The organism is Spongisporangium articulatum (assembly GCF_044465595.1).
In the GTDB taxonomy this organism is placed as follows: Bacteria; Actinomycetota; Actinomycetes; order Actinomycetales; family Kineosporiaceae; genus Spongisporangium; species Spongisporangium articulatum.
In genome coordinates this window covers 48,223-69,952 of record NZ_JBITLV010000003.1, presented here as the reverse complement: position 1 = coordinate 69,952, position 21,730 = coordinate 48,223, and the positions used below count along the sequence as shown (strand labels likewise).

At 74.3% G+C, this 21,730-nt stretch carries 20 protein-coding genes; 6 read left to right on the top strand and 14 right to left on the bottom strand.

Features of this window, described 5'->3' with window-relative positions; genetic code table 11:
- Positions 1-11: 11 nt before the first annotated feature.
- The 4 genes from ACIB24_RS09995 to ACIB24_RS09980 are packed head-to-tail and all read right to left on the bottom strand — an operon-like array spanning position 12 to position 4,294.
- On the bottom strand, positions 12-911 hold the full coding sequence (locus tag ACIB24_RS09995) for a universal stress protein (RefSeq protein WP_398279001.1): 900 nt from the start codon (positions 909-911) through the stop codon (positions 12-14).
- A gap of 40 nt (positions 912-951) precedes the next feature.
- Positions 952-1,776, bottom strand: coding sequence for an ABC transporter permease subunit (locus ACIB24_RS09990; RefSeq protein ID WP_398278998.1), 825 nt, complete (start codon positions 1,774-1,776; stop codon positions 952-954).
- Positions 1,773-2,792: an ABC transporter ATP-binding protein gene (locus tag ACIB24_RS09985; RefSeq protein ID WP_398278995.1), complete on the bottom strand. Its 1,020-nt coding sequence runs from the start codon at positions 2,790-2,792 to the stop codon at positions 1,773-1,775. Before ACIB24_RS09985 ends, ACIB24_RS09990 begins: the two co-directional genes overlap by 4 nt.
- Positions 2,789-4,294 (bottom strand): DUF4389 domain-containing protein, encoded by a 1,506-nt coding sequence (locus tag ACIB24_RS09980; RefSeq protein WP_398278992.1) that lies wholly within the window; start codon positions 4,292-4,294, stop codon positions 2,789-2,791. The genes ACIB24_RS09985 and ACIB24_RS09980 overlap by 4 nt, the downstream gene beginning before the upstream one ends.
- A gap of 181 nt (positions 4,295-4,475) precedes the next feature.
- Between ACIB24_RS09980 and ACIB24_RS09975 the strand changes: the two genes are divergently transcribed.
- On the top strand, positions 4,476-4,934 hold the full coding sequence (locus ACIB24_RS09975) for a hypothetical protein (RefSeq protein ID WP_398278989.1): 459 nt from the start codon (positions 4,476-4,478) through the stop codon (positions 4,932-4,934).
- Positions 4,935-4,942: 8 nt separating this feature from the next.
- On the opposite strand, the gene ACIB24_RS09970 is transcribed toward ACIB24_RS09975, so the two are convergent.
- From ACIB24_RS09970 to ACIB24_RS09955, 4 genes are read right to left on the bottom strand one after another with little or no spacing between them, the layout of a single operon-like run.
- Positions 4,943-7,672: a bifunctional acetate--CoA ligase family protein/GNAT family N-acetyltransferase gene (locus ACIB24_RS09970; protein WP_398278986.1), complete on the bottom strand. Its 2,730-nt coding sequence runs from the start codon at positions 7,670-7,672 to the stop codon at positions 4,943-4,945.
- Positions 7,672-7,959 carry an SHOCT domain-containing protein gene (locus ACIB24_RS09965; protein WP_398278983.1) on the bottom strand — a complete coding sequence of 96 codons (288 nt, stop codon included), beginning with the start codon at positions 7,957-7,959 and terminating at the stop codon, positions 7,672-7,674. Before ACIB24_RS09965 ends, ACIB24_RS09970 begins: the two co-directional genes overlap by 1 nt.
- A 51-nt stretch (positions 7,960-8,010) precedes the next feature.
- Complete coding sequence (gene adhP, locus ACIB24_RS09960; protein WP_398278981.1) at positions 8,011-9,021, bottom strand: alcohol dehydrogenase AdhP; 1,011 nt, start codon at positions 9,019-9,021, stop codon at positions 8,011-8,013.
- Between the two features lie 28 nt (positions 9,022-9,049).
- Positions 9,050-9,994 (bottom strand): universal stress protein, encoded by a 945-nt coding sequence (locus ACIB24_RS09955; protein WP_398278978.1) that lies wholly within the window; start codon positions 9,992-9,994, stop codon positions 9,050-9,052.
- A gap of 167 nt (positions 9,995-10,161) precedes the next feature.
- Between ACIB24_RS09955 and ACIB24_RS09950 the strand changes: the two genes are divergently transcribed.
- Positions 10,162-11,661 (top strand): bifunctional aminoglycoside phosphotransferase/ATP-binding protein, encoded by a 1,500-nt coding sequence (locus ACIB24_RS09950; RefSeq protein ID WP_398278975.1) that lies wholly within the window; start codon positions 10,162-10,164, stop codon positions 11,659-11,661.
- 35 nt (positions 11,662-11,696) lie between these two features.
- On the opposite strand, the gene ACIB24_RS09945 is transcribed toward ACIB24_RS09950, so the two are convergent.
- The gene (locus ACIB24_RS09945; RefSeq protein WP_398278972.1) at positions 11,697-12,500 is read right to left on the bottom strand and encodes an SDR family NAD(P)-dependent oxidoreductase; all 804 of its coding nucleotides are present in this window, start codon (positions 12,498-12,500) and stop codon (positions 11,697-11,699) included.
- Complete coding sequence (locus ACIB24_RS09940) at positions 12,497-13,372, bottom strand: universal stress protein (RefSeq protein WP_398278969.1); 876 nt, start codon at positions 13,370-13,372, stop codon at positions 12,497-12,499. Before ACIB24_RS09940 ends, ACIB24_RS09945 begins: the two co-directional genes overlap by 4 nt.
- Positions 13,373-13,586: 214 nt before the next feature.
- Between ACIB24_RS09940 and ACIB24_RS09935 the strand changes: the two genes are divergently transcribed.
- On the top strand, positions 13,587-14,573 hold the full coding sequence (locus tag ACIB24_RS09935; RefSeq protein WP_398278966.1) for a universal stress protein: 987 nt from the start codon (positions 13,587-13,589) through the stop codon (positions 14,571-14,573).
- On the opposite strand, the gene ACIB24_RS09930 is transcribed toward ACIB24_RS09935, so the two are convergent.
- The 3 genes from ACIB24_RS09930 to ACIB24_RS09920 are packed head-to-tail and all read right to left on the bottom strand — an operon-like array spanning position 14,544 to position 18,938.
- Positions 14,544-17,108 (bottom strand): cation-translocating P-type ATPase, encoded by a 2,565-nt coding sequence (locus ACIB24_RS09930; RefSeq protein ID WP_398278963.1) that lies wholly within the window; start codon positions 17,106-17,108, stop codon positions 14,544-14,546. The two genes, ACIB24_RS09935 and ACIB24_RS09930, sit on opposite strands and share 30 nt — an antisense overlap.
- 35 nt (positions 17,109-17,143) lie before the next feature.
- Positions 17,144-18,025 (bottom strand): hypothetical protein, encoded by an 882-nt coding sequence (locus ACIB24_RS09925; protein ID WP_398278960.1) that lies wholly within the window; start codon positions 18,023-18,025, stop codon positions 17,144-17,146.
- 1 nt (position 18,026) lies between these two features.
- Complete coding sequence (locus ACIB24_RS09920) at positions 18,027-18,938, bottom strand: universal stress protein (protein ID WP_398278957.1); 912 nt, start codon at positions 18,936-18,938, stop codon at positions 18,027-18,029.
- 210 nt (positions 18,939-19,148) lie between these two features.
- Here ACIB24_RS09920 and ACIB24_RS09915 point away from each other — a divergent pair, with 210 nt between their 5' ends.
- Complete coding sequence (locus ACIB24_RS09915) at positions 19,149-19,694, top strand: flavodoxin domain-containing protein (protein ID WP_398278954.1); 546 nt, start codon at positions 19,149-19,151, stop codon at positions 19,692-19,694.
- Between the two features lie 15 nt (positions 19,695-19,709).
- Here ACIB24_RS09915 and ACIB24_RS09910 read toward each other — a convergent pair whose 3' ends face one another.
- Entirely contained in the window at positions 19,710-20,201 is a 492-nt protein-coding gene (locus ACIB24_RS09910) for a DUF3291 domain-containing protein (protein WP_398278951.1), read from the bottom strand.
- Between the two features lie 98 nt (positions 20,202-20,299).
- On the opposite strand from ACIB24_RS09910, the gene ACIB24_RS09905 reads away from it, so the two are divergent.
- Both ACIB24_RS09905 and ACIB24_RS09900 read left to right on the top strand, forming a co-directional pair.
- Positions 20,300-20,725 carry a MerR family transcriptional regulator gene (locus tag ACIB24_RS09905; RefSeq protein WP_398278948.1) on the top strand — a complete coding sequence of 142 codons (426 nt, stop codon included), beginning with the start codon at positions 20,300-20,302 and terminating at the stop codon, positions 20,723-20,725.
- A complete protein-coding gene (locus tag ACIB24_RS09900) occupies positions 20,722-21,711 on the top strand; it encodes an NAD-dependent epimerase/dehydratase family protein (RefSeq protein ID WP_398278945.1) in 990 nt (329 codons plus the stop codon). The genes ACIB24_RS09905 and ACIB24_RS09900 overlap by 4 nt, the downstream gene beginning before the upstream one ends.
- Positions 21,712-21,730 lie beyond the last annotated feature (19 nt).

The window sequence follows — 21,730 nt, the reverse complement described above, 5'->3', positions numbered from 1 at the left end:
TCCGGCACGGTTCAGCGGACGACGGCCACCGGGCAGGGCGCCCGGTGCAGAAGGGAGTGGCTCACCGAGCCGAGGATCAGCCCGCTGAACGTCCCGTGCCCGCGGGTCCCGACGACCAGGAGGCCGAAACCCTGCGCGCAGTGCGCGATCGTGGCGCCCGAGTGGCCGCACGCCACCATCTCGCCGACGGTCAGGTCGGGGTGCTCGGCGCGTGCGGTGTCGGCGGCCCGCCGGACGAGTTCCTGCGCCTCCTTGCGGACGCCCTCGTCGAAGATCCACGGGGACTCGGCGTCGAACAGCGAGTCGGTCCAGCCGGGATAGCGGGGCATCGGGTACACGGTCATCACGGTGAGGCTGGCTCCCGCGCGGAGCGCGGCCTCCGCGGCGAAGCGGAGCGCCACGAGGGCCCCCGGCGATCCGTCCACGGCGACCATGACCGGGCCGTCGAGGCCCGGCCGCCGCTCCGAGTCACCGCGCACGACGACCACGGGGCAGGCGGCGTGCGACGTCACGGGGTAGACGGTGGAGCCGAGCGCCAGGGCGCCGAGCTCGCCGTACCCGTGGGTCCCCAGCACGAGAAGCTCCGCCTCGCGGGATGCTTCGACCAACGCGGGCACCGTCGCCTCGCTCACCGCCTCGGTGTGGAACTGGACGTCGGGCGCGGCGCCGGCGGCCAGCAGGCGGGCCTCGCCGAGCACCTTCGACGTGGTGTGCTCGAAGACGTCGGCGCGGTAGGGCACCGAGCCGAGCGGCCCCGGCACCAGCGCGTACTCCACGGCGTGCAGGATCTTCAGCCACGTCCCGCGGCTGCGTGCCTCGCGCGCGGCCCAGCGTACGGCTGCGTCGGCGGGCCCGACCCCGCCGTAGCCGACGACGACCGGTGCCTGGTGGCTTGTGGGTCCGGTCTCCATGGTGTCCTCCAAGTCCTCTGATGCCCTCTGGCGCACTGATTCACGAGTGAAGATCGCGACGCTCCAGCACGATCGCCCCCGCGGCGACGAGAACGGCCGCCGCGCCCAGGAGCACCCCGGCCCCGGCCCAGTCGAGGCCGTTGACGACCGCCGGGGAACGCGCGTACCAGTGGAACGGGGACAGCGGGCGCAGCGGCTCGAGGGCGTCGGCCATCGGGGCCAGGACGTTCACCAGGTAGCCCAGGACGGCCACCACGCCGCACACCGCCCGGGCCGCGCCGGCCTGGCCCGTCGCCGCGCCCGCGGCGATCGCGAGGGCACCGAAGAACGTGGCCAGCGCGCCGAGCTGGACGCACGCCGCGACGAGATGGCCTACGGGGACGTCGAGTTCGAACGGGTCCCGGACGACCAGCAGGACCGTGAGGGTGGCGGCGCACAGCCCGGCGGTGCCCACGACGACCGTCGCCACCTGCACGAGGTACCACCGGGTCCGCCCGAGCGGCCCCGCCAGCAGGGTCTCCAACCGGGTTCCACGTTCCCAGCCCACGGTCAGGCCGGTCCCGAGGGCCACCGCCTGGACGATCAGGAGGAGCGGGGCGGTCAGGGCGAACGTCTCGGCCTGCAGGTAGCCGGCCGCTGTCGTCAGGTCGATCCCGCCGGAGGCATCGATGATCGACCGATAGGCCTTCGGCATCTGATCGAGAATGTCTGCGTAGGAAGAGTTCCCGCTGATCGACGGCCAAAGTGCGGCGTACAGCACGTCGAGGGCGGCCAGCGCGAGCCCCCACAGGACCAGGCCGCGCAGGTGCAGCCGGACGTTGAGCCGGGCGAGGCCGTGCGCCGGGTCCAGACTCAGGGTGCTCATCGTCCACCTCCGCCGTGCGCCCGCGCCCGGGTGAAACCGTCGAGCGCGTCGTCGAACCACTCGTCGAGGCTCGTGTCCTCGACGCTCAGGTCCAGCACCGGCCGCGCCGCCAGGGTGTGGACCACGTCGTTCATCACCGTGCTGGAGAACCGGCACCGCACCGTCCGGTCCTCGACCTCCACGGCTCCCACCCCGGGCGTGTGGCCCAGCGCCTCGGCCAGGTCGACGGCCTGCGCCGCGGTCGCCACGATCGCCTTCAGCCGGTGCGGGGTCCGACGCCACAGCTCCGCCATGTCGGCCCGGTCGATCACGCGACCGTGATGGAGCAGCACGACGCGCCGGGCCAGCTGCTGGACCTCGCTCAGCACGTGGGACGAGAACAGCACCGCTGCGCCGTCGTCCGCGGCGCCGGTCACGAGGTCGTGCATCACGTCCTGCGCGAGAGGGTCCAGTCCGGTGCTCGGTTCGTCGAGCAGCAGGACGTCGGGGCGGTGCCACAGGGCCAGGGCGAGTGCGAGCTTCTGCCGGTTGCCGCGGGAGAGTTCGCCCACCCGGCGCCCGGTGTCGATGCCGAGCCTCTGGACGGTCCGTTTCCGGGCCTCGCGGTCGGCGGCCCGGTCCCGACCGCGCAGGCGCCCGGACAGGCTCAGCAGTTCGGCCCCGGTCAGGCGGGGGTCGTAGTCCGGCTCCGACGGCACGTAACCGAGTCGTTCGTGCGCGCGACGGCGGTCGGACCAGCAGTCGTGCCCGAAGAGGCTGGCACTGCCCTCCGACGGCCTCAGGGCGCCGGTGAGCAGTCGCAGCGTGGTCGTCTTCCCCGACCCGTTGGGTCCGAGGTACCCGACCACGTCGCCGGGCCCGATCCGCAGGTCGAGTCCGTCGAGGGCCTGCATGCTGCCGTACCGCTTGCCGAGTCCGCGGCACAGCAGGGGCACGTCGGTCGGTAGGTCGGTCTCGACGCCCATCGCGACCGCGTCGACCGGGTCGACGGCCTGCACGGTCCGGTCGGCGCTCACGGGCCGACCCCGATCGATTCCTGCCGGGCCGCGGCCGGGGACGACGGGGTGGGGGACGGCGGCGCCGGCTGCGCGTCGGCGTGGCCGCGCCCGATACCGGCTGCGCCCCAGGCGATCAGGGCGACACCGAGAAGCAGGACGATCAGCCCGCCGGCCAGGAGCCCGGAGGAGACGCCGGTCAACGACGGGATTTTGGCGCCCACCGCCGCGCGGGCGTTCACGGCTCCCGTGCCGTCGGCCGTGGCGATGACCAGCGTCCAGTCGCCCGTGCGTGGGCGCCAGGTCAGCTGCTGCGATCCGGTCCCGGTCACCGACGCGCTCCAGAAGCTCTGGGCCGTGGGTGCCGCCACGGGGGTCAGACCGGCGTGCCGCTCGTAACGCAATGAGCCGGAACGGAAGTCGGTGATCTCGTCATGCGCCCGGCCGGCGAGCCACCCGTCGACGGCGGCCTGCGGCGCGATGCCGACGAACAGGGCCTGCGGGGAGCGGTCCTCGATCCGGATCCGCACCTGACCCAGGTCGTTCTCGTCCAGCCAGGTGGCGGCCGCGCGATCGATGTCTAGGTGTACCCCCTCCACCGTCACCACGGGGGCCGGGCGGGCGACGGAGGTGGTGTCGGTGCTCACGAAACCGGCGTCGTCCCGCTGGGTGTCGAGCCACAGTCCGGCCCCGCCGACGCCGGCCACGGCCAGCCCCGGGAGCACCAGGAGGACCCCGAGGACCAGCGCCACGACGTGTCCCGTGGCCGACGTCGGTCGCGCGGCGGTCGAGTCCCCTCCGCTCGGCGCCGGCGGGGCGCCGGGGACGCCGGGCTCCTCACCGCCCTGGTCCAGTCGGAAGGGCGGGTAGGTGTCCGACATGAGGGTGGCGTACACGAAGACCCGGGTGCTCCAGCGGTTCACGCCCATGAGGAGGTCGAACAGGCCGTGCGGGTAACGGCCGGCGCGGAACAGCAGCGAGACGCCCACGATGGCCACGGTCACGCCGAGCAGGCTCACGCCGCCGGTGACCGATCGGCCGTCGCGGTCGGCGGCCACGGCCAGGCCGCCGCTGATCGCGGCGAGCAGCAGGTAATGAGGCAGGGCCAGCAGCCACCACTTGACGAGTACGAGCCCACGCGACAGGTGCGCCGGGTACTCCAGCTCGAGCCGGGCCGGGTAGTCCGGCACGTCGGCCAGGATGAACGGCGGGTACCGATCGGTGCCCAGTGCGGAGTAGCCGTAGTACGACACCCGCCAGCTCCACCGCAACACGCCCCGGTTGAAACCGAAGAGGGTGTGGGGGTACCGGCCCGTGAACAGGATCGCGAAGAACGCGACGACGGTGACCACCGCGAAGCCGACCCAGAGAAACGCCAGGATCACGAGATGCGGTATCAGCAAGAGCCATTTCACGAGCCAGAGGCCGCGGCTGAGTGGCTGCTCGAGCCGACCCGTGAGACGTAGCGGGTGAACCGGTGCTGGCTGCGCCGCGCTGGGTGGCGGCTGCTCGACGTCCGACATCACTTCTCCCCGAGTTCGACGGTCCGGTGGTCCGGGCTTCGACGCTAGGCGCCGGCACAGCCCGTGCCGAGGGCAGAAGGTCCCTATCGGGCAGGGACTTTGACGACCGCCTTCGACCGGCGGGGGATCTCGGTCCGGTGAGGACCAACAGCCCTGGGCCGCGCCCGGGTCGTTTGGTCGAGTGGAGGTGAAGGACAGTCCCGGAGAAGGAGACAAGATCATGTCCTGGCTCGAATGCGTATGCCTCTCGGCGCCCGACCACATGCGGGTCGCGGTCTTCGGCACGGCCGGACGAGACGGCATGGGGCTGGTGCGGGAAGGAATGAACGGCGCTCACCGTGCGGCTCCCGACCGCCCGTTGGTCATCGATCTGCGCGGCGTCGACCATCTCTGCGCCGCGTCGGTCTGGGAGCTCGACCGAGCCGTCTCGACGATGGAAAGGCTCGGGACGAGGGTCGTCGTCGTGGGTCTGGACCCGACCGCTCTCGTCCTGCGAGAACGGTCGCCCTTTGCGTCCGTCCTGGAGGAGGCTGTGCTGGAGCCCGCGGGAGACTCGGAGGTGTGGCACGAGACGGAGCCGATGGCCGTGCGCTCCGATGCCTTGAATGTTCTGCCCTCCGGTGCAGATGCCGCAGCCTGAGCGGGCTCTCAGGTCGGCTGGTCCAGGGCGCGGGACCACACGTCGACCACCGAGTCCGGGGTGCGGTGCTGCCCGGGCGTGAGCAGGCGGACCTTCACGTCGACGGCGACCACGCCGGCGGGCGTCACGATGAGCGGGTTCAGGTCCAGCTCGCAGATCTCCGGCACGACGTCCGCCAGCCGGGAGATCCGCTCGAGCACGGAGACGACGGCCGCCCGGTCGAGCGGGGGAGTTCCGCGGAAGCCCGAGAACACCGGCGCGAGACGGAGTTCGGCCAGCATCCGGGCCGCCGTCCCGCGTTCCAGCGGCAGCGAGCGCATGGCGTGGTCGGCGAGCAGGCTCTCCTGGACGCCTCCGGCCCCCACCACCACGACGGGTAGTCCGCCCGCCGGTGCGGACACCCCGACCAGGAGCTCGAACCCACCGGCGCGCCGCTCCTGGACCAGGACGTCCGTGCACCCGGTCGCGGCCATCACCTCCCGGCACGCCGCGGCGGCCGCGTCCGGGTCCGGGACGTCGAGCACGACCCCACCGGCCCCCGTGCGGTGCCCCGGTCCACCCGTGCCGGACTTCACCACGACCGGCACCGCCCATCGCCGGGCCAGGCGCGCGGCCTCGACCGGGCCGGTGACCACGTCGGTCCGGGCGTGGGGCACACCGATCAGGTCCAGCAGCCCGAGGGCGTCGCCGGCTGCGACGCGCCCCTCGTCGTTCCGGGCGCACGTGGTGACCCACCGGCGCAGCCCGGCCGTGTCGAGGCCCGGGCGGCCGTCGTCCGGAACGTCCGACAGCGGCGCGTGGTCCCGGGCCCGCCACCGACCGGCGTCCCCGGCCCGCACCAGCGCGAGGGCAGCCCCCTCCGGGAACTCGAACCACGGCACGCACGAGTCGACGGGCGCCGGTGAACCGATCAGGACGGCCGCCGTCGGCAGCGCACCCGGCCGGGCGGCCTCCGCCTCCACGGCCGCGACCACTCCTCCGGCGGGCCGGGTCCGGACCGTGGCGTGCACGGCGAGCACGGCGTCGACCTGACCCGATGCGTAGACCGCCCGCAGGGCGTGCCGGTAGCCGTCGGCGTCGGCTCCCGCGCCCAGGTCCAGCGGGTTGTCGACGGCCGGGGCGTCCGGGACGGCGCGGTGCAGTTCGGCGCCCGTCCGGTCGTCGAGGACGGGAACGGTGCCGCCGGCCCGCACGACCGCGTCGGCGGCGAGCGCACCCGGCCCACCGGCGTTGCCGAGTACCGCGACCCGGGTGCCGGCGGGCAGGGGCTGCCGGGTCAGGAGATGCAGCACGTCGAGCAGTTGCTCGCTCGTGTCGGCCGCGATGACGCCACTGTCGCGCAGCAGGGCGGCGGCCACCGCGTCCGGCCGGGCGACGGCGGCCGTGTGCGACGCGGTGGCCCGCGCGCCCGCCGCTGTGCGGCCGCTGCGCAGGGCCACGACCGGGGTCGCGGCCGCCGTCTGCGCCGCGATCCGCCGGAACCGCCGCGGGTTGCCGATGGACTCCAGGTAGAGCCCGACGACCCGCACGTGCGGGTCGTGCCGCCAGGCCAGCAGGAGGTCGTTGCCGCTCACATCGACCTTGTCGCCGAGTGACACGAACGCCGCCACCGGCAGGTGCCGCCGGGCGGCGGCGTCGAGAACGGCGATGCCCAGCCCGCCCGACTGCGAGGCCAACGCGACGCCGGACGCGACCTCGGGCGTCAGCGGCAACGAGTCGAATGTGGCGTTCAGCCGCACGTCGGGATCGCTGTTCAGTACCCCGAGGCAGTTCGGCCCCACCAGACGCATGCCGTACCGGTGGGCGAGGGTGGCCAGGCCCCGCGCGGCCGATCGCTCGAAACCCGACGACAGGACGACGGCCGCGCCGGCCCCCGCCCGACCGGCGTCCTCCAGCACAGCGGCGGCCTGGGAGGCGGGCACCGCGACGACGACCAGGTCGAGGGGCCAGGGGATCTCGGACAGCGATCGGAACACCGGCACGCCGTCGAGCGTCGACCCGCGGGACAGGTGCTGGTTCACGGCGGCCACGGGGCCGGGGAAGCCGCCGTCCACGAGGTTGGCGAGGACCGCCTTGCCCACCCCGTGGCCGTGACGCCCGACGCCGACCACGGCCACGCTGTCGGGCGCCAGCACCGAGGCCATCGACAGTTGCTCGGCGATCTGCTCGCGTTCGCGCAGGAACGCGTCGGACAGCTCGGTGCGCCCCAGGTTCACGGTCAGGGACCGGACGCCGGCCGTCGTCCCCGCGTCGTGGAGGTCCAGTCCGACGCCGCGGAAGACGTCGAGCATCGCCGCGTTGTCGGACAACAGGTCGGCCGTGAACGCGGTGATCCCGGCCGCCCGCCCGGCCGCGGCCAGGTGTTCGAGCAAGAGGGTGCCGACCCCGTGTCCCTGCCAGGGCTCGGCCACCAGCAGCGCCACCTCGGCCGTGGTGGGACCGGTCGGCTTCTCGTCGCCCACCTCGCGCGGGAGTTCGGCCGACCCCACACCGATGATCTCGTCGTCCGTCACCGCCACCAGGGCGAGATGGTCGCTGCTGCGGGCGAGGTGCTCGGCGTACCGGCGGGCTCCGGACCGCCCGAGGGTGAAGAACCGGGTGCGCAGGCTGGCGTCCGAGGCGGCCTCGTGCAGCCGGGCGAGTGCCGGTTCGTCGCCGGGCCGCACGGGCCGGATCCGGGTCACCCGCCCGTCGGCCAGCAGCGCCTCGATGCCCTCCGACAGGCGGGATCCGTCCATCAGGGGTGTCCCCGGACCTGACCGGGGTCGTCCTGCGGGGCCGTGCCGTCACGCAGGGTGCGCAGCCGGGACCGGTACTCCTCGGCGTCGATCTCACCGCGGGCGAACCGGTCCCGCAGCACCTGCTCGGCATCGCGGCCGGGGGCCCGGCCGGGGGCACGGCCGGGGTGCGGGGTCAGCCAGTACCAGATGACGGCTCCGGCCACGAGAAGGAGCAGCAGCCAGAGCCCGATCCCGGCGCCGTCGTCGTGCATCGGCATGTCGTTCCACCAGTTCATGTTTCCCATCACGCCCACCTTCAGAGCCGTTCAGAACCCTTCAGAGCCCTTCAGAACCGTTCAGAACTCGAACACGACGCGGGCCGGGACGTGGCCGGCCAGCACCTCGGCGATGCAGTCGTTGACGTCGTCGAGCTTGCGGTGCTCGGACAGGACCGACGTGCGGCCTGCGGCGTGCAGCGCGAAGACCTCGGCCAGGTCCTGCCGGGTGCCGACGATGGAGCCGATGATGCTGATCCCCTTCAGCACCGTGTCGAAGATCGGGATCTCCATCGTGCCGCCGGCCGGCAGGCCGACGCAGACGAGCCGGCCGCCGCGGCGCAGGGACCGGAAGGCCTGCTCGAACGACTCGGGTGCGGCCGCCAGCGCGATGGCGACGTCCACCCCGCCCTGCGCCTGGAGCGCCTCGACCGCGTCGGTCGCGGCCGCGTTCACGACGTCGTCCGCACCGAGATCCCTGGCGAGTTCGAGCTTCTCGTCTACGACGTCGACGGCGGTCACCAGCGCCCCGCGCAACCGTGCGTACTGCAGCGCGAGGTGGCCCAGCCCGCCGATCCCGAACACGGCGACCCGTTCGGCCGGGCGGATGTCGGCGACCTTCACGGCCTTGTAGGTGGTGACGCCGGCGCACGTGAGCGGGGCGGCGTCCAGCGACGAGAGGGCGTCGGGGACGGGCACGACGTAGTCGGCGTCCGCGACGGCGTACTCGGCGAGCGCGCCGTCCACGGAGTAGCCGCTGTTGCGCTGCTGCAGGCACAGGGTCTCCCAGCCGCTGACGCAGTAGTCGCAGTGGCCGCAGGCGTGCCCCAGCCAGGCGATCGCCACGCGGTCGCCCGGACGGCGGGTGGTGACCCCGGAGCCGAGTTCGACCACGGTGCCGATGCCCTCGTGGCCGGGGGTGAAGGGGAGGGAGGGCTTCACGGGCCAGTCGCCACGGGCGGCGTGGATGTCGGTGTGACACAGCCCGGACGCCTCCATCCGCACGAGGACCTGGCCGGGGCCGGGTTCCGGGCGCGGGATCTCTCGCACGTGCAGGGGTTCGCCGAAATCGGTGACCACGGCTGCCTTCATCATGTCTCCCTGGGTCGGGCCCGGCCCCTCAACGGGTCGGGGTGGAGGCCGCCGGTCGGGGCGACCGGCGGATGGACCGGGTCAGCGCCTGCTCCTGCAGGAGCGCGTCCTCGGCACGCACGACGAGGACCGGGCACTGGGCCGAGGCGACGACGGTCCGGCTGACCGATCCCATGACGGCCCCGGTCAGGGATCCGGCCCGGCTGCCGAGCACGATCAGATGCGCGGTGCGCGAGGCCCGCAGGAGGCACCCGACCGCCGGCTCCCGGGTCAGGGTGATGTCGACGACGCCACCCGACTCGGTCTGCGCGGGAAGGGCGGGGATCGAGGCGGCCACGGCGTCCAGACCGCGCACGGCCGCGCGCCCGAGCGGCTCGTCCGAATCCGCCAGGCTGTGCACGACGTGCAGCCCGTCGTCGCGGCGCAGCGCCTCACGGGCGGCGATCTCCCCGACGCCGCTGTCCGAGGCCTCACCCGAGAGGGCGGCCACGATCTGGCCCACGCCGAGCCGGGGCTCGCGTGCGAGGGCCGCCTCGGTCAGCGTCAGGACCGGGCAGCCCATCGCGGCGAGGAACCGGTTGCTCGCGGAGTCGGGGGCGAACGCGAGGTGCCCGTGCAGATCTCGGGCTCCGATCACGAGCAGACTCGCCCGGGACAGGACGGGCTGGCCCGGCGCGACGTCGCGGTAGTCCAGGCAGTGCGTCGCGACCGGCAGCGTCGGGAAGTGTTGGGCGAGGTCGTCGCCGATGCGGGCGAGGCGGATGCTCACGGCGCCCGGCCCGGTCCACCGGTTCTCGTCCGTCGGCGTCGGCGCGTCGTCGGCCGGGGTGTGGACGAGCGTGACGATCGACAGGGCCTGGCGGCGCCGCAACGCCTCGGCGGCGGCCAGCGTCAGCAGTTTCTCGGGTTGCCATCCGGCGTCGAAGGCCACGACGACCCGGTCGGGTGCCTCACCGGTGCTCTGCGCGCGCATCGCCTGTCCTTTCGTGGTCGTGCCTTCCACCCTTCACTGCGGCCGGTGCGCGGCCCAGGGCAGTTCGTCCCGACGACCGGCCCGAGGCACTCGGGACCTTCCCGGGACCTACGGCCCGTGCCGCCGTGCCGTCCGGGGTGATGACCTGGGTCGCGAGGAGGTCTCCCATGCCCGTGCCCATGCCCGTGCCCGCGCTCCGCGCAGACGTGGCCCGCTCCAGCGGGGTCGTCGAAACCCATTGCGCTACCGTCTTCTTCACCGGCGATCTCGCCGTCAAGGTGAAGAAGGCGCTCGATCTCGGCTTCGTCGACTGGCGTACGGGGGCCGCCCGCGAGCGGGCCTGTCGTGACGAGGTGACGCTCAACCGCCGCTTCGCCCCCGACGTGTACCTCGGCGTCGCCGACGTCCGGCTCACCCAGCGTCCCGACGGGACGTCGTCACCGGACGCGTGTGAGTGGGCCGTGGTGATGCGGCGGATGCCCGGCGACCGGCGGCTGTCCGCGCTGATCGCCGCGGGCGAGGACGTCGACGACGGCCTGCGCGTGGTGGCCCGGTTGCTGGCCGCGCACCACGCCACGGCGCGGCGGTCGGGGTCGATCGACGCGCAGGGCACCCCGGAGGCCCTGGGCCGGCGGTGGACCGACAACCTCGACGCCCTCGACGGTTTCGTCGGACGGGTGGTCGACCCCGAGCCGCTCGAGCAGGTCCGGGAGCTGGCCCTGCGCTACGTGGCCGGCCGGCACCGGCTGCTGACGTCGCGGATCGAGCACGGTCACGTCCGCGACGGGCACGGCGACCTGCTGGCGGACGACATCTTCTGCCTCGACGACGGCCCGCGGGTGCTGGACTGCCTGGAGTTCGACCCGGCCCTGCGCGCGCTCGACGCCCTGGACGACGCCGCGTGCCTGGCCATGGACCTGGAGCGCCTCGGGGCGGGGCGCCACGCGGTCCGCTTCCTGCGCTGGTTCGGCGAGTTCTCGGGTGACCCGGGCCCCGCCGGACTCGGCGATCACTACGTGGCCTACCGGGCGACGATGCGGGCCAAGGTCGCGGCGCTGCGCTGGGCGCAGGGCGACGCGGCGGCGGCCGACACCGCCCGGCAGCTCGTGGATCTCGCGCTGCGACGGTTGCGGCGGGCCGAGCCGCGGATGGTCCTGGTGGGCGGTGCGCCCGGGACCGGCAAGTCCACCGTGGCGGCCGGTGTGGCCGACCGGATGGGGGCGGTCCTCCTGCGCTCCGACCGGATCCGGAAGGAGTCGGCGGGCCTGGACCCGCTGGGTCCGGCCGGCGCGGCCCTCGGCCGGGGGCTGTACACACCGGCCGCCACCGACGCCACGTACGCGACGATGATCGCGCGCGCGGGGGAGTTGCTCGGCCTCGGCGAATCGGTGGTGCTGGACGCGACGTGGGGGAGGAGCGAGCACCGGTGGCAGGCGGAGGCCGTCGCCACCGCGACGGCCTCGCGCCTGGAACAGTTCCGGTGCCGGACCTCCCCGGCGACCGCCCGCGACCGGCTGGCCCGGCGTCGGGGGGACGCCTCCGACGCCGGACCGGCCGTCGGTGCCGCCCTGGCCGCGGCGTTCGAGCCCTGGCCCGAGGCGCAGGACGTGGATACCGAGGCAGCGGTGGAGGATTCGGTGCAGTCCGTCGTCGGGGGCTGCACCTGATGTCAGCCTGACGTCAGCCTGACGTCAGCCTGACGTCAGCGCAGCAGGACGCCCCCGTCGACGACCAGCTGGGCGCCGGTGACGTAGGAGGACAGGTCGCTGGCCAGGAACAGCGCCGCCCGCGCGATGTCGTCGGGCTCGCCGAGCCGGCCCATCGGGATGCGGGCCGTGAACGCCGCCATCAGCTGCTCGAGGTCGACGGCGCCCATCGCCGCCGTGGACTGTTGCACCCCGGGGGTGGCGACCCCGCCCGGAGCGAGGGCGTTGACCCAGATCCGGTGTGGCGCCAGCTCGAGCGCGGTGTTCTTCGTGTAGCCCCACACGCCGTGCTTCGACGCGTCGTAGGCGGCGAGTCCGATCGACGACGGGTGCAGCGCGTCGATCGACGTCACGTTGACGATCCGCCCACCCCGGCCCTGGGTGATCATCTGCCGGGCCGCGGCCTGGGTGGCCAGGTGCACGCCACGCAGGTTGACCGCGAGGACCCGGTCGAACTGGTCCGGGGTGATCTCCAGCATCGAGAGGTTCGGGTAGATGCCGGCGTTGTTGACCAGGACGTCGAGGCCGCCGAACGTCCGCACGGCCGTGGCGACCATCTCCTGCGCCGCGCCCGGGTCACTCACGTCACCGCAGAACTCGGCGACCCGCAGTCCGGCGTCCGTGAGTTCCTTGGCCGCGCCCGCCACGGCCTCCGCCTCCACGTCGGCCAGGACGACACCCGCGCCGGCCTCGGCCAGGCGGGTGGCCACGGCGAGGCCGATGCCCATGGCGGCGCCGGTGACCACCGCGGTCCGTCCCTCGAGGCCGACCAGTTGTTCGATGGTGGGGTGCGCAGTCATGACACGGTCCTGTCCGTGAGTCGGATCTCGTGGTGTTGTTGGGATGTTCGGGGGACGACCAGGACCGGGACCGGGCTCTGCTCGATCGCGGTCCGGCTGATCGAGTCGCGGACCAGGCCGTAGACCGCGGCCGGTCGCGCGCCGACGACCAGCAGCCCGGCGTCCGGCAGCTGCTCCTGCAGTGCGGTCGCCGCGGTCTGTCGGGTCAGGGTGAACGAGGTCCGGTCGGGCAGGGCAGCGGCGGTGGCGATCGTGGCGGTGAGCTCGCACCAGGCGCGGGCGACGTCGGCGTCGGCGCTCGCCGCGTGCGTCGGGTGGGCGTGGACGACGTGCAGCGGCCAGCCGCGCTGGTGGGCCTCGGCCGCGGCGGCGTGCACGACACCGGCGTCGTCCGGGTGCTCACCGACGCAGGCCAGGACGACGGGTGGGCGGGTCCGGCGGCCCGCGTCGGGGCCCGGCGCCGTGGGCCGTTCGGGCACGAAGAGCACCGGTGAGGCGGCCGCCTTCAGCAGTACCCGGCCGAGCGACGTCAGGCCCAGCGGCATCCGGTCGTAGCGACCCCGCGAGCCGAGGACCACCAGACGCGCCTCGCGCAGGGGGCCGGTACCGGCGCGGACGTCGTCCTCGCTCCAGCAGAAGATGCCCACCGGCCGCCCGCGCAGGGCGGGCGACCCGGCCACCGCGTGGCGCAGGTGCTCCAGGGGCGGCTGCCGGTCGTCGCCCGCGCCCGGGACCACCGTGACGACGCTGAGGCGGGCGTGCAGTCGGTCGGCCTCCACGCAGGCCGCGAGGAACATCTGTTCGGGGTCGGACATCCCGTCCACCCCGACCAGGACGTGCCCGTCGCGCAGGTCGATCTCCGGTGCAGCCATCCGTCTCTCCGTCCGTGCGAGGTGTGGGCTCCATTCCGTCACCCGCACCGGGGCGCGGACAGGGTCCTTCGTCCCGGGGTGTCCGGACGGTGGTCGCCGACGACCGCAGGCGGCGGGACCTTAGCCCCTGGCCGGGGTCCTTCCGGGCGACGCATCCTCGACGCAGCGGCGGACCACGGGGCGCGACGCGTAACGGTCCGCACCGGGAGCAGGCATGGAAAACGACAGTGCAGCCGAGGTTCTCGACACCCAGGCCGGTCGGATCGTCGTCGGTTACGACGGTTCGGCCCCGGGTCGGGTCGCGTTGGACTGGGCGGCCGGTGAGGCGCGGCGTGCACACCGGCCGCTCACCGTCCTGCACGTGAGTGATCCGCTCGCCGGAGCGTTCGGGCTGCCGCCGGCGAGGTTCGCCCCCGGGGCCGACGTCGCCAGGGCGCCTGGTTCCCAGGCCGGGACGGCGGAGACGGGGGCGCGCCGGGCCCGGGAACGGGCGCCGGGGGTGGATGTCGCCGCGCTGGCGGCGACCGCCCGGGTGGCCACGACGCTGGTGCGCGCCTCGCGTTCGGCGGACCTGCTGGTGCTCGGCACCCACGGTCACGTGGATCCGGCCTCCGGAGTGCTCGGTTCGGTGGCGTACGCCGTTGCCGTGCACGCCCTCTGCCCGGTAGTCGTGGCCCGGGGCGACGCCGGCCGGGTCCCCGGGCCCACGCGTCCGGTGGTCGTCGGGGTGGACGGGTCGTCCGCCTCGGGCGTGGCGCTCGCGGCCGCCGCCGAGGCGGCCGAGCGCGCCGGTGCGGAGTTGATCGTCGTCACCGCCTATCCCGCGCGGCGGACGCAGCCGTGGACGGACGGCGGGCGGCCGGGGGAGTCCGCGGGGGACGGGGAGTTCGCGGACCTGTCGAAGCAGGCGGCGGACGCGGTCGCGGCCCACGCGGCGGTGGCGGCGACCGCGAACCGCCCCGACCTGAAGGTGACGCCCGTCGTCGTCGAGGGCGCCCCCGGCCAGGTCCTGGTCGACGTGGCGCAACCGGCCGCGCTGCTCGTACTCGGGTCCCGAGGGTGGGGCGGCGTCCTGGGCATGCTCGGTTCGGCCACCCACTGGGCGGTGCACCGGGCCTCCTGCCCGGTGATGGTCGTCCCGAGACCGTCGGGCCGGCCCGCCTCCGAGATCTCAGGCTTCCCCGGCCAGCTCGACCGATGAGCGCCGGCCGGCCCGGCGGAACAGCTCGTCCACCCCCCACACCAGGAACGGGAAGGGGGCCAGCAGGGCGAGGGTCGCGCCGTCGAGCGCGGCGGTGCCGAACACCGCCTGCAGCGGTGGCGCATAGATCACCGCGAACCCGAACAGCAGCTCGACGGCGACGCCACCGAGCAGCAGCCGGTTGGTGGTCACTCCGACCGTCAGGAGGGAGACCCGGTCGGTGCGGGCGGCGAACGCGGTGCCCACCTGGCAGGCCACGATGGCGGCGAAAGAGGCCGTGGTGGCCTGCAGGTAGGCGTGGTGCAGGGCGCTGCCCGGTCCGACCGCGGCCCCCGGGTGCCAGCCCGCCCGCCAGAGCACCTGCAGGAAGGCGAAGAGCGTCAGGGCGGCGGAGACCGAGCCCAGTACCGCCCAGGCGCGGACCAGCATCCGCCGGTTGATCACCCCGGCCCGGCGCGGCCGGGGTGGCTGGTCCATCAGGCCGGGTTCGGCGGGCTCCCGGCCCAGGGCCAGCGCCGGCAACGTCTCCGTGCCGAGATCGATCGCCAGGATCTGCAGCACGGTCAGGGGCAGCGGGACGGCCCCGCCCGACAGGGCGAACAGCAGGAAGGGAACGACCTCCGGCACGGCGTGCGCGAAGATGTAGAGGATGAACTTGCGGACGTTGTCGTAGACCCGGCGTCCCTCCTCGACCGCGGCCACGATGGTGGCGAAGTCGTCGTCGGTCAGCACCATGGTGGCCGCCTCGCGGGCGACGTCCGTCCCGCTGCGCCCCATGGCGATCCCGATGTCCGCCCGACGAAGGGCGGGCGCGTCGTTGACCCCGTCGCCGGTCATCGCCACGACGTCCCCGCGACGGGACAGCAGGTCGGCGATGCGCAGCTTGTCCTCCGGAGTGGTCCGGGCGAAGACCACCTCGTGCCCGCCGTGCAGCACCAGATCCAGGGCCTCGTCGGCGTCCGAGGCCAACTGCTCACCGGTCAGCACCGGACTGCCCTCGTCGCCGATTCCGACCGAGCGCGCGACGGCGGCGACGGTCAGGGGGTTGTCGCCGCTGATCACGTGGATCCGCACGCCCGCCCGGTGACAGGTGGCCACGGCGTCGGCCACGGCGGGCCGGGCGGGGTCCATCAGACCCACGAGACCCACCAGCCGGAGCCGGGTCTCGACGTCCTCGCGCCGGTCGGGGACCGGTCCCGTGAGCCGCGCGGTGGCCACGGCCAGCACCCGCAGCCCGCGGCTCGCCAGCTGCCGGACGGCGTCGTTCGCCGCTTCCCGTGACTGCGTGTCGTCGCACAGCGGCAGCACCGCCTCCGGCGCGCCCTTGGTGGTGACGACCGCCCCGGTCCCGGTCTCCGTCACCGTCGTCATGCGTCGCAGGTGCGGGTCGAACCGGTGGACGGCGTACCGCCGGCCGGCGTCCGGACCGGGCCGGTCACCCGCGAAGCGGAGCAGGGCCGTCTCCGTCGGGTCACCGCCGCCGTCGCCGTCCAGGTGGGCCTCGGTGCACCGACGCAGCGCGGTGGCCAGCTCGTCGTCCGAGGCCCCGCCGCACAGGACGTGGGCCTCGACGTGCATCCGGTTCTCGGTGAGCGTGCCGGTCTTGTCGGTGCAGATGACGGTGGTGGAGCCGAGCGTCTCGACCGCGGACAGGCGCTTCACGACGGCGCCCCGACCGGCCAGGCTGCGCACGCCTGCGGCCAGCGCCAGCGTGATGGTCGGCAACAGGCCTTCGGGGACGTTGGCCACGAGCAGGCCGACGGCGAAGACGAGCGCGGAGCCGAGGCCGAGGCCGGCGAACATGCCGAGCGGTAGGAAGGCGGCCCCCACGGCGACCGCGATCACGGCGATCAACCAGGCGGCGCGCCGGACCTGGCCTTCCAGCGGGCTCTCGCCACCTGCGGTGTGGCCGGTCAGGGCCGCGATCCGGCCGATCTCGGTGGCTCCTCCGGTGGCCGTGACCTCGGCCCGCGCGGCGCCGGACGTACAGAGGGTCCCGCGGAACACCCGGTCGGCCCGGTGCAGGTCGGTGGCCGCGCGCCCGCCGACCGGCGGCCGGGCGCCGCCCGCCTCCCGGAGCACGGGTACCGACTCACCGGTCAGGGCGCTCAGGTCCACCTCGACGGCCCCGTCGACCAGGCGGGCGTCGGCCGGGACGGCGGCGCCCTCCTCGAGGAGGAGGAGGTCACCCGGCACCACCTGCGCCGCGTCGATGTGGTGGGGCACGCCGTCCCGCAGCACCAACGCCTGCGGGGGCAGGTAGGCCGACAGGGCCTCCACGGAGTTCACGGCCTGCCGTTCCTGCCAGAACGCCAGGGCGGCGTTGAGCAGGATGACGCCGATGATGGCGTAGGTCAGCGTCGGCGTCCCGGCCGGCCAGGAGAGCGCGGCCGCACCCCACAGCAGCAGGGCCAGCGGATGGGTGAGCTGCTTGAGCAGTTCGCGCGCCCAGGACAGGCGCCGCCCCTGGGGTAGCGCGTTGGGCCCGTACTGCAGGAGCCGGCGGGCCGCCTCGTCGGAGCTCAGCCCACCCACGTCGTCCTCCGAGTTGTCCTGCCGGTCATGAAGTTTCAGGCGTAGGCGGGCGGTGCGGGAGCCGGGAGCGCGGGAGCCGGGAGCAGCAGAACCGGGCAGGGCAGGGCGCCCGGGGTGACGAACTCCGCCGCCGCGCCCGGCAGCACCACGAGGTCGCCGCCGGAGGCGTGCTGCCGGATACCGGTCTCCCAGGTGGTGTCCACGACCAGGTCCTCGACCGCCGTCGGATCGTCCAGACCGGCCCGTAGGGCGCCGGTGAACAGGTCGTGCACGAGCTGCAGCTCACCGCCGCCGGACGCGGTCCCGTCGGCCACGCCGATCGTGAGGACGCAGATCCGACGGTGCGCGGCCTGGGCGACCAGCCAGGCGTGGACGTCGCCGTCGGGGTCCCACAACGAGGAGGTCACGTACCGCTCCACGGGGACGGCGGGCACCCGCCGGCCGACGAGGACGACCCCGTGACCGCGGTCGAGACCCTGGGTGGCCGCAGCGCAGAGCCCGGTCGTGGCCTGGTGCGGGCCGTCGTCGCAGCCCAGCACCACCAGATCGTCCGGCCGCGCCACGGCACCGAGGACCTGGCCACCCCGACCAGGGCCGGTGAGGGCGGCACACCCCACGAGGCCGCCGGTGAACGTGGTGACCTCGTCGCAGGCGGCCGACAACGCGTCGAGGGCGGGCGGTTCCGCTGCCGGACCCCGGCCCGGACCTCGGGGGGCCGAGGGTTCGGCCAGGACGACGAGCACGTCGGCGTTCGTGCGGGCGGCCTCCACGGTCGCCCAGCGCAGGGCGGCCCGGGACGCGGGCCGGCGATCGAAGCCGACGACCAGCCGCCGCCGCCGCGGGCGCTCCGTCGTCCCCCTGAGGGTCGTGGTGCCGGCCGCGGGGCCGGCGTCGGTGCGGGTGGGGGACATCGTCACGTCACCGGACGATGGCGACAGGACAGGTCGCGCGCAGGAGGCAGCCGTGCCCCACGGAGCCGAGGAGCAGTCCGGTGAAGGCCCCTCGTCCGCGTGAGCCGACGACGAGAAGACCTGCGCCGCGGGCCGCTTCGACCAGTCCGTCGGCGGCGCGGCCCTCGATGATCCGTTCGGTGATCGGCAGGGCGGGGTGGGTCGTGCGGACGAGCTGCGCGGCGGCCGAGACGGTCTCGTGCGCCTCGGCCGTCATGATCTTCTGGAACTCGACGCGCCCACCGGCCTCCAGGGAGAGGCCGACCGCCTCGGTCCAGACGGGCGAGCCGATCGTGGGGCTGACCGCCACGATCGTCAGTGCCGCGCCCCGCTCGGCGGCCTGGTCGGCGGCGAACCGGACCGCCTGCGTGCAGCTGTCGGAGCCGTCGGTCCCCACGACGACGGGGTGCTCCGGTCCGGGCAGCGCCGCCCCGTCCCGGACGACGACCACCGGACAGTGGGCGTGCGCCGTCGCGGTCAGGGCCACGGAGCCGAGGAGAACGGCCCCGACCTCGGAGTGACCGTGCGAGCCGACGACGAGCAGGTCCGCGTCCCGGGACAGGTCGACCAGCGTCTGGGTCACCCCCGCGATCACCGTGCGGCCGGCGACCTCGACGTCGGGGAATTCGCTCTTCGCCACCTCGATGCCGGCCGACACGATGCGGGCGGCGGACTTCTCGGCCAGGTCCGGCCGGTAGGGCGGTGCCCCCATCGGCCCGGGGATCAACGCGTAGTCGGCCGCGTGCACGACGGTCAGGGGACGCCCGCGTCGCGCGGCCTCAGCGGCCGCCCAGCGCACGGCCGAGTCCGCGGACAGGGTGCCGTCGTAGCCCACCACGACGCCCTTGGGCAGCTGCGGTCCCTGGGGAAGCTCCGGCATGGTCCGTCCCTCTCGATCAGCGCGGCGCCGTCCGCCCGGGCCGCGATCCGTGACCACTGTCGCGGCCCCGCCCGCCGCTCCCCAGAGCACTAGGTCCCGGCTCCGCCGTCCCTTTCGACCCTGGTCGCCGATCCGGCCGGATCGCACGCTGCTGGTGTCGGTTCGTCGGAGTCGTCGGAGTCGCAGCAGTCGTAGGAGGGGAGAACGTCGATGTCGGTCCTGGTCGCCGTCGCGACACGGCACGGATCCACCGAGGAGATCGCCGATCGGATCGGGTCGGCGCTCGCTCACGCGGGCCTCGGGGTGGACGTGGTGAGGTTGCCCGAGCCCGGCGCGTACGGCCCGAGGCCGGCCGTGGAGGCGTACGACGCGGTCGTCGTCGGGAGCGCCGTCTACTTCGGTCAGTGGCTGAGGGCCGCTCGTGACTTCGTCCGCGAGAACCGGCAGCTGCTGGAGCAGCTGCCGGTGTGGAGTTTCAGCAGCGGCCCCGTCGAATCGGTGATGCACCGGGACCAGGCCGAGGTCGAGGCTGCGCCGGACGTCGTCGCGGGCCTCGGCGTCGTCCAGCACCGGACCTTCGCCGGGCGGCTGCGGCGCGACGGGCTCGGACGGGGAGAACGGGTCGTCGTGGCGGCCCTGCGGGCGAGCGACGAGGACGACCGCGACTGGGCCGAGATCGACGGCTGGGCGCGGAGCATCGCCGACGTCCTCGTCGCGTGGCGGGCCTCGCGGACGGGTGCCGCCCCGGGGGCCTGATCGTGCCCGAACGCGTCACGGGCGACGGCCCGCCGGTCGCGAGGTCCAGGGGATGTCACGTCGTCCGTCGGGCGTGAAGCGCCGGCGCATCGTGAACGCCTGGGGTGTGGGGCCGTACCGGCGCAGCTGCGCGAGGCGGGCGCGCGCCTGCGCGTCGGTGGGCCTGCTGCCGGCGGTCACCCACCACAGCGCGGACGTCGGGTGTTCGCTCGGCTCGAACCACGCGGCCCGGCGGCGCAGGTGGTGCATGTGCCGGGTCCGGTAGGTGTACTCGTGCAGGCGCAGGTAGTCCGTCCACACAGAGACGTTGACCATGAAGCCCGCCGACCCGTCCGGAACCAGCGATTCGCGCGTGGTGGGCCGTCGCCAGACCAAACCCGGCGCGTGGTCCGCCAGCGCGTAGACCTGGTCCAGCGCGCTGACGAGTTCGGCGCAGCGACGGTCGCCGGGCGGGAAGCGCAACCGGGCGACGGTGACGTGCGCGAGCTGCCAGTCGGTACCTGACACGGTCGGACACTACGCCCGGCCCTCCACCGAAACGATGCCGTCCGCGTCGCCCTTGCCTTCAAGCGCTTGAGGGGTGACAGGGTCGGGACATGACGGCGATGAGCATTCACGAGGTCGCGCGGGAGAGCGGGCTGAGCGGGCCGACCCTGCGCTATTACGAGCAGGTCGGCCTGATCGGGCCGGTCGAGCGTGACGAGAACAGCCACCGGATGTACGGCGCGGACGACGTCCGCGTGGTGCAGACGCTGTCGTGCCTGCGGGCGGTCGGCATGGGCATCGAGGACATGCGCCGTTACGTGGCCAACCTCGAGCGGCGCGGCGAGACGGCTGCCGAGCAACGTGATCTCCTCCTCCAGCACGCCGAGCGGGTCGAGGAGGAGATGGCGGCCAAGCGGGTCCGGCTGGCGTACCTCCGGGCGAAGGCGGCCATGTGGGACGCCCGGGACCGGCAGGACGCCGCGGCCGAGACCGAGGCGACCGACGAGGTCCGGCGGGCCGGGCTCGAGCTGCGGGTGATCGCGTGAGCGCGGCGAGCCGCCCCGTCCTGGTCACCGGCGGAACCGGCTACCTCGGGACGCATCTGGTCGCCGCGCTGCTGCGGTCCGGCCGGCCGGTGCGGGTCACGGCCCGCTCGACGGCGGCCGAGACCGGGCTGCGGGACGCGGTCCGACGCGGTGGGGCCGACGACGCCGGCCTGGAACTGGTGGTGGCCGACCTGGAGTTCGACGCCGGTTGGGCGGCCGCCGCCGCCGGGGTCGACGAGGTCTTCCACACGGCCACGCCGTTCCCGCTCACGGCACCTGACGACCCCGACCAGGTGGTCGGGCCCGCCCGGGAGGGCACCCTGCGGGTGCTGCATGCCGTGCGCGAGGCCGGTGCTCGGCGCCTCGTCCTGACGTCGTCGTTCGCCGCGATCGGGTACACCCCGAAGCCGGGTGCGGAGTTCACCGAGCACGACTGGACCGACCCCGCCACGCCGGGACTGGCGCCTTACCCGCTCTCGAAGACGGTGGCCGAGCGGGCCGCGTGGGACGCCCTGGAGCGGGGCGGCGGGGACACCGAACTGGTGGTCGTCAACCCGACGTTCATCCTCGGTCCCGCGCTCACGACCGAGGTGCGCTCCACCGTGCAACTGGTCCGGATGATGCTGGAGGGTGCGATGCCCGTGGCGCCCCGGGCCCGGTTCGGCCTGGTCGACGTCCGCGACGTCGCGGACCTCCACCTGCGGGCGATGGCCGCCCCCGAGGCGGCGGGAAAGCGGTACCTGGCCGTCGCCGACGGTCCGACCATCGACTACCTCCAGATCGCCCGGGTCCTCCGCGAGCGACTCGGCCCGGCCGCCGACCGGGTGCCGACCGAGGAGGCGCCCGGCGACGACCTGCCCCGGCCCGTCATCCACAACGACCGGGCGCGCGAGCAGCTGGGCTGGCGGCCCCGGCCGTGGGCGACGACCGTGGCGGACACGGCCGACGACCTCATCGCGCGCGGCCTGATGGACATACCGGGCTGAGCAGCCGGGGGCGGACCCT

What these genes read in the sequence shown, in the direction of transcription:
- ACIB24_RS09995 (WP_398279001.1), bottom strand. Translation starts at nt 911, where the DNA reads ATGGAGACCGGACCCACAAGCCACCAGGCACCGGTCGTCGTCGGCTAC.
- ACIB24_RS09990 (WP_398278998.1), bottom strand. Translation starts at nt 1,776, where the DNA reads ATGAGCACCCTGAGTCTGGACCCGGCGCACGGCCTCGCCCGGCTCAAC.
- ACIB24_RS09980 (WP_398278992.1), bottom strand. Translation starts at nt 4,294, where the DNA reads ATGTCGGACGTCGAGCAGCCGCCACCCAGCGCGGCGCAGCCAGCACCG.
- ACIB24_RS09970 (WP_398278986.1), bottom strand. Translation starts at nt 7,672, where the DNA reads ATGGACGGATCCCGCCTGTCGGAGGGCATCGAGGCGCTGCTGGCCGAC.
- ACIB24_RS09965 (WP_398278983.1), bottom strand. Translation starts at nt 7,959, where the DNA reads ATGGGAAACATGAACTGGTGGAACGACATGCCGATGCACGACGACGGC.
- adhP (WP_398278981.1), bottom strand. Translation starts at nt 9,021, where the DNA reads ATGAAGGCAGCCGTGGTCACCGATTTCGGCGAACCCCTGCACGTGCGA.
- ACIB24_RS09955 (WP_398278978.1), bottom strand. Translation starts at nt 9,994, where the DNA reads ATGCGCGCGCAGAGCACCGGTGAGGCACCCGACCGGGTCGTCGTGGCC.
- ACIB24_RS09950 (WP_398278975.1), top strand. Translation starts at nt 10,162, where the DNA reads ATGCCCGTGCCCATGCCCGTGCCCGCGCTCCGCGCAGACGTGGCCCGC.
- ACIB24_RS09945 (WP_398278972.1), bottom strand. Translation starts at nt 12,500, where the DNA reads ATGACTGCGCACCCCACCATCGAACAACTGGTCGGCCTCGAGGGACGG.
- ACIB24_RS09940 (WP_398278969.1), bottom strand. Translation starts at nt 13,372, where the DNA reads ATGGCTGCACCGGAGATCGACCTGCGCGACGGGCACGTCCTGGTCGGG.
- ACIB24_RS09935 (WP_398278966.1), top strand. Translation starts at nt 13,587, where the DNA reads ATGGAAAACGACAGTGCAGCCGAGGTTCTCGACACCCAGGCCGGTCGG.
- ACIB24_RS09920 (WP_398278957.1), bottom strand. Translation starts at nt 18,938, where the DNA reads ATGCCGGAGCTTCCCCAGGGACCGCAGCTGCCCAAGGGCGTCGTGGTG.
- ACIB24_RS09915 (WP_398278954.1), top strand. Translation starts at nt 19,149, where the DNA reads ATGTCGGTCCTGGTCGCCGTCGCGACACGGCACGGATCCACCGAGGAG.
- ACIB24_RS09905 (WP_398278948.1), top strand. Translation starts at nt 20,300, where the DNA reads ATGAGCATTCACGAGGTCGCGCGGGAGAGCGGGCTGAGCGGGCCGACC.